Source organism: Streptomyces carpinensis (assembly GCF_002154505.1).
Classification (GTDB): domain Bacteria; phylum Actinomycetota; class Actinomycetes; order Streptomycetales; family Streptomycetaceae; genus Streptomyces; species Streptomyces carpinensis.
Map to the genome: position 1 here is coordinate 1 of NZ_MUBM01000604.1, position 8,377 is coordinate 8,377.

At 71.1% G+C, this 8,377-nt stretch carries 9 protein-coding genes and 1 pseudogene; 7 read left to right on the forward strand and 3 right to left on the reverse strand.

Features of this window, described 5'->3' with window-relative positions:
* On the reverse strand, positions 1-312 hold a 312-nt coding region (locus tag BZY54_RS46815), incomplete at its 3' end, for a pirin family protein (protein ID WP_143668362.1).
* 98 nt (positions 313-410) lie between these two features.
* On the opposite strand from BZY54_RS46815, the gene BZY54_RS46820 reads away from it, so the two are divergent.
* The 3 genes from BZY54_RS46820 (at position 411) to BZY54_RS46830 (ending at position 1,801) form a co-directional block, all read left to right on the forward strand.
* Positions 411-923 carry a carboxymuconolactone decarboxylase family protein gene (locus tag BZY54_RS46820; protein ID WP_086731402.1) on the forward strand — a complete coding sequence of 171 codons (513 nt, stop codon included), beginning with the start codon at positions 411-413 and terminating at the stop codon, positions 921-923.
* Between the two features lie 21 nt (positions 924-944).
* A complete protein-coding gene (locus tag BZY54_RS54300; RefSeq protein WP_244217685.1) occupies positions 945-1,124 on the forward strand; it encodes a hypothetical protein in 180 nt (59 codons plus the stop codon).
* A gap of 482 nt (positions 1,125-1,606) precedes the next feature.
* The gene (locus BZY54_RS46830) at positions 1,607-1,801 is read left to right on the forward strand and encodes a hypothetical protein (protein ID WP_086731403.1); all 195 of its coding nucleotides are present in this window, start codon (positions 1,607-1,609) and stop codon (positions 1,799-1,801) included.
* Positions 1,802-1,937: 136 nt separating this feature from the next.
* On the opposite strand, the gene BZY54_RS46835 is transcribed toward BZY54_RS46830, so the two are convergent.
* Together BZY54_RS46835 and BZY54_RS46840 are read right to left on the reverse strand one after the other, a co-directional pair.
* Positions 1,938-2,558, reverse strand: a complete 621-nt coding sequence (locus BZY54_RS46835; RefSeq protein WP_086731404.1) for a TetR/AcrR family transcriptional regulator — start codon at positions 2,556-2,558, stop codon at positions 1,938-1,940.
* 78 nt (positions 2,559-2,636) lie between these two features.
* Positions 2,637-3,350 carry an SDR family NAD(P)-dependent oxidoreductase gene (locus BZY54_RS46840; RefSeq protein ID WP_086731405.1) on the reverse strand — a complete coding sequence of 238 codons (714 nt, stop codon included), beginning with the start codon at positions 3,348-3,350 and terminating at the stop codon, positions 2,637-2,639.
* Positions 3,351-3,645: 295 nt separating this feature from the next.
* Here BZY54_RS46840 and BZY54_RS46845 point away from each other — a divergent pair, with 295 nt between their 5' ends.
* The 4 genes and pseudogenes from BZY54_RS46845 to BZY54_RS46860 all read left to right on the forward strand — a co-directional run.
* Positions 3,646-4,680 carry an NAD(P)H-dependent flavin oxidoreductase gene (locus tag BZY54_RS46845; RefSeq protein ID WP_086731406.1) on the forward strand — a complete coding sequence of 345 codons (1,035 nt, stop codon included), beginning with the start codon at positions 3,646-3,648 and terminating at the stop codon, positions 4,678-4,680.
* A gap of 100 nt (positions 4,681-4,780) precedes the next feature.
* Positions 4,781-5,704: a LysR family transcriptional regulator gene (locus BZY54_RS46850; protein ID WP_086731407.1), complete on the forward strand. Its 924-nt coding sequence runs from the start codon at positions 4,781-4,783 to the stop codon at positions 5,702-5,704.
* 195 nt (positions 5,705-5,899) lie between these two features.
* Positions 5,900-6,875: pseudogene (locus tag BZY54_RS46855) on the forward strand (aldo/keto reductase).
* A gap of 375 nt (positions 6,876-7,250) precedes the next feature.
* Positions 7,251-8,377: YbfB/YjiJ family MFS transporter (locus BZY54_RS46860; protein WP_086731408.1), on the forward strand; the 1,127-nt coding region annotated here is incomplete at its 3' end.

Sequence of the window (8,377 nt, forward strand, 5' to 3'; positions counted from 1 at the left end):
ACTGCCCAGGCTGTCCCGGTGCTCGATCTCACCGCTGAAGAGCCAGCTGACCGTCTGCAGGCGCGTGTGCGGAGGCGGGGCGACGTCAATCCCGCCCGTCCCGCCCACGTCGTCGGGACCGTAGTGGTCGGCGAAACACCAGGCTCCGATCAGTGTCCGGGCCCGCTGCGGCAGCGTGCGCCGGACCGGCATCGCCCGGGGACCACCCAGCGGGACCTCGCGGGGTGTGAGCACCTCGACGGCGGAGGCACCCGCACCGTCGGGCTGTCCCCCGCATCTCGTCTCGACCGGATGCGCTTCGACGTTACTCACGGTTATGACCCTCCCCACAAAGAAAAAGTTCGATATTCAACATTCACGTGACCGATGATAGAACGGATCATCAGTGATTTCTCGACGAAGGAGACCCCGTGACGGACACGGCGGCGGTGACGCCCGGCATCGGGAACCGGGTGTTCATCGACAAGCAGAGCCCTGACGCCTATCACGCACTGACCGCCACCGCGGAGACCGTGAAGGGCACAGCGGCCGCGGCCGGGCTGGACCGGATCCTCGTCGAACTGATCAACCTGCGCGTGTCCCAGCTCAACGCCTGCGCCTACTGCCTCGACCTGCACACCCGCGCGGCGCTGCGGGCCGGCGACACCACCCAGCGACTGGGCGTCCTGGCGGCGTGGCGCGACACCGAACTGTTCAGCCCCCGCGAACGCGCGGCCCTCGCCCTCGCCGAAGCCACCACTCACCCCTCCGACGCCGAGGCGCAGGCCACGGCGTACGCCGACGCCCGATCCGCCCTGACCGACGACGAGATCTCCGCGGTGATCTGGGTCGCGATCCTCATCAACGCCTTCAACCGGGTCTCGGTGATGAGCAAGCACCCCGTTCGCAGGAGGCCGGGCACCCCGGCACTCCCGGCCCAGTGAGCCGGGTCCGGCCTCGCGCGGGTGGCCGGAACGTCCTCCACCTCGACTCCCGGGCAGCCGGTACCCGAGCGGCTTGTCCAGACGTACGGTGACGGACTCTTCGACGAGACGATCTGGCTGCTCGCCCCAGACGCCACCTACGACGACTGCTACCTGCACGCGCAGGCCGCGGAACGGGCCGAGGTCCTGACCGAGTTGTGAGAGGCGGGCGAGGAGAGACCCGCCGGGCTCCTGGAGCCGGGCGCACGGGTCCTGCCGTGGGCGTTCGAGGAGGGCACCGGGGCGCTCCTGTACTGGCTGGTGCGGCCGGGCCGGCACCCCGACGCATGGACAGTGCTCCACAACGAGGGGCGCGGCCCGCTGTGGGAGCACCACGACATGGGGTGCCTGCAGCCGGTGCAGCAGCGTTTCGCGACGGCCGACGAGACACTCGGACAGCCCGGGCACGTGTCGTGAGAGGCGGCGGGGTCACCACCCCCGACACCTTGCCCATCGTCATCATTCAAGAGGGCGATGATCCGCGGCGATGGCCGCAGATGCCTCCGAATGCTCTTGCTTTACATGCCGCGACGTTGCCCACAGGTCCAACTCGTCACCACCTTGACAGGTGATGTCTGGGGTGGGGATCTGATGTCCGCTGAGCGGGAGGGCTCAATCGGCCACCCGTCGAGCGGAGGTTGACCATGGAGGCTCAGAGCACCGTGGACAGTGCTGCGGCGGCACGCCACGCACGGTTCGGGAAGCTGCCGGAGCGCATCCGGTACGAGGACATGGTCGAGGAGAAGGCGGCCACCCCCCGCGATGCGGTCCGGGACGCCTACGATCCCGAAGGATCATGGATGTCCTTCTCCTGCCTGGCCGCCGACCTGGGCCCGTGAGACCGCTGTGACGTCTTGAGGCCGGACACGCGGCAGCCGCCCACTGACGCGACCGGCACACGCCCCCATCGACGCGCGCGGGTTCGGCGACGCCACCGGAAAGAGAAGAGCGAGCACCGGTGTGACCCCGAGCGGGTCAGGAGCCGACGGCCGCCGTGTCGGGGCGGCGTGCGGCGATCAGCGCCAGGCAGTTGCCCCACAGACCGTCGAGGTGCCGGGTGTTGTTGTAGAGCTTGGCGAACAGCACCTGACCCTCGAGCTGGGCGACGATCGACCGGGCGGCCTCTCGGGTGTCGCCGACGGTGACCTCCCCGCGCTCCCGGGCTTCGCCGATGACCTTCTCGACCATCTCCACCTGGGCGTCGAAGATCTGCTGCAGGCGCTCGCGGATGGGCTCGGTCTGGTTGCTGAGCTCCAGGGTGAGGTTGCCGAACATGCATCCGGAGACGGTTCCGCAGCTCCGCTGGCCCGCGCGCAGCCCGGCCTCGGTCTCCTCGAACAGCCGGCGCAGCCGCGAGAGCGGCTCCGCGTCGTCCCGCAGGATCCGTGCCCAGTCGCTGCGCTGAGCCTCCCAGTGCTCGTCTAGGACGGCCAGGGCGAGAGCCTCTTTGGACTCGAAGAAGTAGTAGAAGCTGCCCTTGGGGACACCTGCGGCCTTGCAGATCTCGGCCACGCCCAGCGCGGAGTAGCCACGCAGTTCGATGAGCGCCTGCGCGGCGGTGAGGATCTTCTCTCGCGCATCACTGGTGCGTCCCATGGCATGAGTCTACGACCGGTCGTCTATGACTGGCGCCGCGTGTCCCGGGCGCCGAAGACGGCGCCCGGGCACGGCGGGTCAGTGGCCGGCGCTCTGGCCGCCGTCGACGTGGAGGATCTCTCCGGTGACGAACGGCGCGTTCTCGAGGTAGACGACCGCGTCGACGGCGTCGCTCACTTCGCCCATCCGGCCGACCGGATGAAGGGCGGCGAGCGTCTCGTGGAACTCCTCCTGGTGCATGGGGGTCCTGATGATGCCCAGGGCGACGGCGTTGCTGCGGACGCCCCGGCCGGCGTACTCGATGGCCAGGGCCTTGGTCGCGGACTGCAGACCGCCCTTGGTCAGGGAGGCCAGCGCCGAGGGGACCGCCGAGTTGGCGTGATCGACCAGGCTGGTGGTGACCTGCACGACGTGTCCGCCTCCCTGGCCGAGCATCTGCTCCACGGCGAGTTGGGTGATGCGGAAGAAGCCGCCCAGGTTGACGCCGGTCACAGCGTCGTAGTCCTCCTGCGTGTACTCGGTGAACGGCTTGGCGACGAAGACGCCGGCGTTGTTCACCAGGGTGTCGATGCGGCCGAAACGCTCGAGCCCGGCGGCGACGACGCGCTCGGCGGTGGCGGGGTCGGCGATGTCCCCCCGGACGGTGAGAACGTTCGGATCGTCCGAGGCGGCGATGGAGCGAGAGGTGGCGACGACGGCGTAGCCGAGCTTGCGGTAGGCGTCCACCAAGCCGGCACCGATGCCCTGCGAGGCACCGGTGACGACAGCGACCTTCATGCCGGGAATGCTCATGGCGACCTTCTTTTCGGTAGTCGGGCGAAGCCGGCGCTGTCAGCCGCGCCGGCCACCAGCCTGAAGCTAGCCGACCGGTCGACTATTCGCCAGACACGCTTCCGCTGGCGCACCCGCGAGGCAGGTCCTGTACCTGCGATGGGAGGCCGCGCCTATCAGGTGGGAGAAAGAACGTCATGGAAAGTCCCCTCGGAGGGGGGCACGGTGGGCCCATGGGCGCCCGACGGCGGGCGGACCGGGCCACGGACGCCGGGCTTCGGCGGTCGTGTCGTCGTTCCCGGGAAGGAGACTCGTGATGGCTTCGCCGCTCACTGACCTCGGGGTGGAGGCACCGGTTCTGGCGGCGCCCATGGCAGGCAGCCCGACCACGCCCGAACTGGTCGCCGCGGCGGCCGGTGCCGGCAGCCTCGGCTTCCTCGCCGGTGGGTACAGGACCGCGGAGACCCTGGGTGAGCAGATCGCCCGCGTCCGCTCGGCGGGCGTCGGCTTCGGGGTCAATCTGTTCGCGCCCAATCCCGTGCCGGTGGATCCCGGAGCCTTCCGCGCCTACGCCGGCGTGATCGCGCCGGCGGCCCGGGCATACGGACTCGACACCACGGAGACCCGCATCGTGGAGGACGACGACCACTGGGCGGAGAAGATCGATCTCCTGCTCTCCTCCCCCGTCCCCGTCGTCAGCTTCACCTTCGGCCTTCCGGAACGGGCCCTCGTCGCGGCCTTCCGCGCGGCCGGAACGCTGGTGGTCCAGACGGTCACCTCACCGGTGGAGGCGCGCGCCGCCGAGGATGCGGGCGTCGACGTACTCGCCGTGCAGGCCTCCGCCGCGGGAGGCCATTCGGCCACGTGGACCCCGCAGCACACGCCTCCGGCCATGCCCCTGACCGACCTGCTGGGGGCGGTCCGTAAGGAGGTGTCCGTGCCCCTTGTCGCCGCGGGCGGCATCGCCACGGCCGACACCGTCACCGAAGCTCTTGCGGCCGGCGCCACAGCGGTCATGGTCGGCACCGTGCTGCTGCGCGCCGACGAGGCCGGGACCTCCGCCCCCTACCGGGCCGCGCTCGCGGATCCGGCACGCCGCCGGACCGTGGTGACGCGGGCGTTCACCGGCCGCCCGGCGCGAGCACTGCGCAACGGCTTCACCGACCGGTACGACGGCCTGGCCCCGGGGGGCGGTTACCCCGCCCTGCACCACTTGACCAGCCCGATACGCAGCGCCGCGGCGGCGGCGAACGATCCGGAGCGCATCAATCTGTGGGCCGGAACGGGCCACCGTCACGCGACGGCGGAGCCCGCCACGCAGATCCTCCAGCGGTTGGCGTCACGGGCGTGAAGGATCCGGCCCTCCGCTGAACGGCGACTGCTCACGGGCAGGCCGTGGCGGAGGAGGACCGTCCCGTACTGGTAGGCCGGGCCTCTCACCAGGCAATAGCATGGCCGGTGTGGAATTGCGCCAGCTGCGGTACTTCCTCGCGGTCGCCGAGGAGCTGAACTTCGGCCGGGCCGCGGGCCGGCTCCTGATCGCGGGTCCGTCCTTGTCCCAGCAGATCAAGGCGCTGGAACGGGACCTCGGGGTGCGTCTGTTCGACCGGGACCGCCGCTCGGTCGCCCTCACCCCGGCCGGAGCGGCGCTCCTCCCGCACGCCCGCGCCCTGCTGGACAACGCCGACGACCTGCGCAACCGCGCGGCGAGGCTTGCCGGTTCCGAGCCGGTCCGGCTCGGCTACGTCAACTGGCTGCCCGCGGACCTCACCGCGCGGACCTCGCCCGTGGCGCGTGTGCACGTCGACGCCTGGGTCGCGCCCTCGCACACCCAGGCCGCCCGGGTCGCGGACGGCAGCCTCGACCTCGCGGTGTGCTGGGTCCGCCGGGACGACCTGGACTCGCGGGGTCTCAACTCCCGGCTCATCGGCGCCGACCGCCTGTACGCGGTCTCCGCCGGCCATGACGCGGACGAGGTCCGCGCCCGGGACATCGTGGTCCTTCTGGACGACGACGTCACCGCATGGTCCTCCTGGAACGCCTACGCCGAGCAGCTCGTCCGTGACACCGGCGCCCGCGCGGCGCACATCTCCGACGGCGGGATCACAGGACCGGCCTTCTTCGACCATGTGCGTCGATCGCGCCGACCGATTCTCAACTCGCCCAAATCCCAGACCACCCCGCTGCCGCCCGAACTGGTCGCACATCCCGTGGTCGATCCGAAGGTCTACTGGACCTGGTCCCTGGTGTGGCGGCGCAGCGAGGTGCGCCCGGCCGTGCTGAACACCGTCGACGCCCTGACCGACGGCATCGGCGACCTCGGCATCCACGAGCCTGACGCCTGGCTTCCCGACGACGATCCGTACAAGCCGTAGCGTTCGCGGGCGCCACCGCACCGACGTGCGCTGGGAGTCCGGGCCTCCCAGCTGCGAGGAAGCCGGTCCTGCTCCAAGCCCTCCCGGCCTTTGACTCCCCCTGCCCGGCCTCCTATGTTCCAAATAGTCGACCGGTCGGTCAGTAATGCGACCGGCCTCGACGTACCCCACTCCCACACGAAAGCAGAGGACGGCATGCGCACCACCACTCTGGGCGCCCAAGGACCTCAGGTCGGCGTCATCGGCCTGGGCGCCATGGGGATGAGCTTCGCCTACGACATGGCCACCCCGCGTGACGAAGCCACGTCCGTGTCGGTCATCCACCAGGCCCTCGACCTGGGCATGACCTTGATCGACACCGCCGACGTCTACGGCCCCCACACCAACGAGGAACTCGTCGGCCGGGCCCTGGCCGACCGGCGCGAGCGCGCGGTGATCGCCACCAAGGTCGGCATGGAGGCCATCGACCCCACCGGCGGCCCCGGCGGTTCCCCACTGGTCAGGCCCAACGGCCGGCCCGAGCACGTCCGTGCCGCCATCGACGGCAGTCTGCGCCGCCTGGGCACCGACCATGTCGACCTCTACCAGCTCCACCGCGTCGACCCCCAGGTCCCCATCGAGGAGACCTGGGGCGCCCTGGCCGAGGCCGTCACGGCCGGCAAGGCCCGCCACCTGGGCCTGTCCGAGGTCGGTGTCGAGCAGATCCGGCGCGCCCAGGCCGTGCACCCGGTCACCACGGTGCAGTCCGAGTTCTCCCTGTGGACCCGTGACGTCCAGGCCGAGGTCCTGCCCTACTGCGAGCAGCACGGCATCGGCCTCCTGCCGTACTCGCCTCTGGGCCGCGGCTTCCTCCTCGGCCGCTTCGCGTCCTTCGACGAACTGCCCCACAACGACCAGCGGCGGCGTCTGCCCCGCTTCCAGGAGGACAACCTCCGAGCCAACCGCGACATCGCGGCCAGGGTCCGCGATGTCGCCGACCGGATCGGCGCCACCCCTGCGCAGGTCGCCCTCGCCTGGCTCGTCGCCCAGGGCCGGCACGTCGTCCCCATCCCCGGCACCAAGACCCCGAAAGTACCTGGCCGACAACGCCGGTGGCGCAGACGTCCGGTTGTCTCCGGCCGACCTCGCCGACCTCGACGCCATCCCGTCCCCCGTCGGCGCCCGGTACTGACCGTCCCGGCCCGGCACCGCCCGGCGACGTCCCCGACCTCTTGGGAGGCTGAGACTCCCGAGAGGGAGGAAGTCGGTCCTGGAATCCGCGAAGTGACGGGCGCAGTCTGGGAGCTGGGAAACGGACGGCACCGCCTCGAAGCCGCACCCCGGCGACCCGTGGCGGCCGGCAGCACCATGTGACCGCCACAGCCCGCCCCGCCCGGGCGGCCGGCGCCGGGCCCTGCACCCCGCCCTTCCGACCGATTCGCCGACCACCCTCGAGGAATGCTGCATGACCTCCGCACCGTCGCGAGACCAGGCCCCCGTCGCGGGAGGCACGCTCCATTCACCTTGGATCCACGTCGCGCAGGCCGCTGCCGCACTGGCGACCGGCATGGGTGTGGGCCGCTTCGTCTACACCCCGATCCTTCCCCTGATGCACGCACAGGCCGGACTGTCGGCCGGGGCAGGGGCGAACCTGGCCACCGCGAATTACGTGGGGTATCTGCTCGGGGCTCTCGCCGGAACTTTCCTGCCACGGCTGGTGCGTTCCGCGGTCGTGCTGCGCGGCAGCCTCCTGGCGCTGGTCGCCTCTCTGGCAGCGATGCCGCTGACTCACTCCCCCGCCCTCTGGTCGCTGCTCAGGCTGGGCGCGGGCGTCTTCAGTGCGCTGATCTTCGTCATCGCCGCCAGTTCACTGCTCAGCCACCTGCGCGACCACCCGGCCCATCTGCCGGGCTGGGCGTTCGGCGGAGTCGGCGCCGGCATCGCACTGTCGGGTCTGCTGGTCCTGACGCTGCGCACGGTCGCCACCTGGCGGGCCGCGTGGTGGGCTTCCGCAGCCCTGGCCGCTGCACTCACCCTCGCCGCCTGGGGCCTGCGCCCCGAGCCCGCACCCCGGTCGTCCTCGCCCGTTTCGGGAACGCACATACGGATGTCGGGGCCGCGTACCCATCGCTGGTTCGGCACCCTGTTCACGTCCTACACGCTGGAGGGCATCGGCTACATCATCGCCGGGACCTTCCTGGTCGCCGCCATCGAGCAGACCTCGCCCGGCTGGATCGGCAGCGGTGCCTGGGTGCTGGTGGGGCTGGCGGCCATCCCGTCCTCCGCGCTGTGGGCCGGGCTGGGACGCCGATGGTCCCGTCCCGACCTGCTGCTCGCCGCTCTCGGCGTGCAGGCCGTGGGCATCGCCCTGCCCGCGCTGGTCGGCGGGGTCGCGGCCGCACTGATCTCCGCGGTGCTCTTCGGGTCGACCTTCATAGGCGTGAGCACACTGGCCCTCGCGGCTGGCGCGCACCTGCGGTTCCCTCGGGCCGTGGCTCTGCTGACCGCCGGTTACTCGGTCGGCCAGATCCTCGGCCCGCTGGTCGCCACCCCGTTGCTCCACCACGGCTACCACCAGGCTCTGGTCCTGGCCTCGGCCGTCGTCCTGACCGCGGCGCTCGCCGCCCTGGTTCTGCGCATCGGCTTCCCGCACCGCATGCCGACACCGGATCAGCCCGCCCCCCGCTCGGAAAC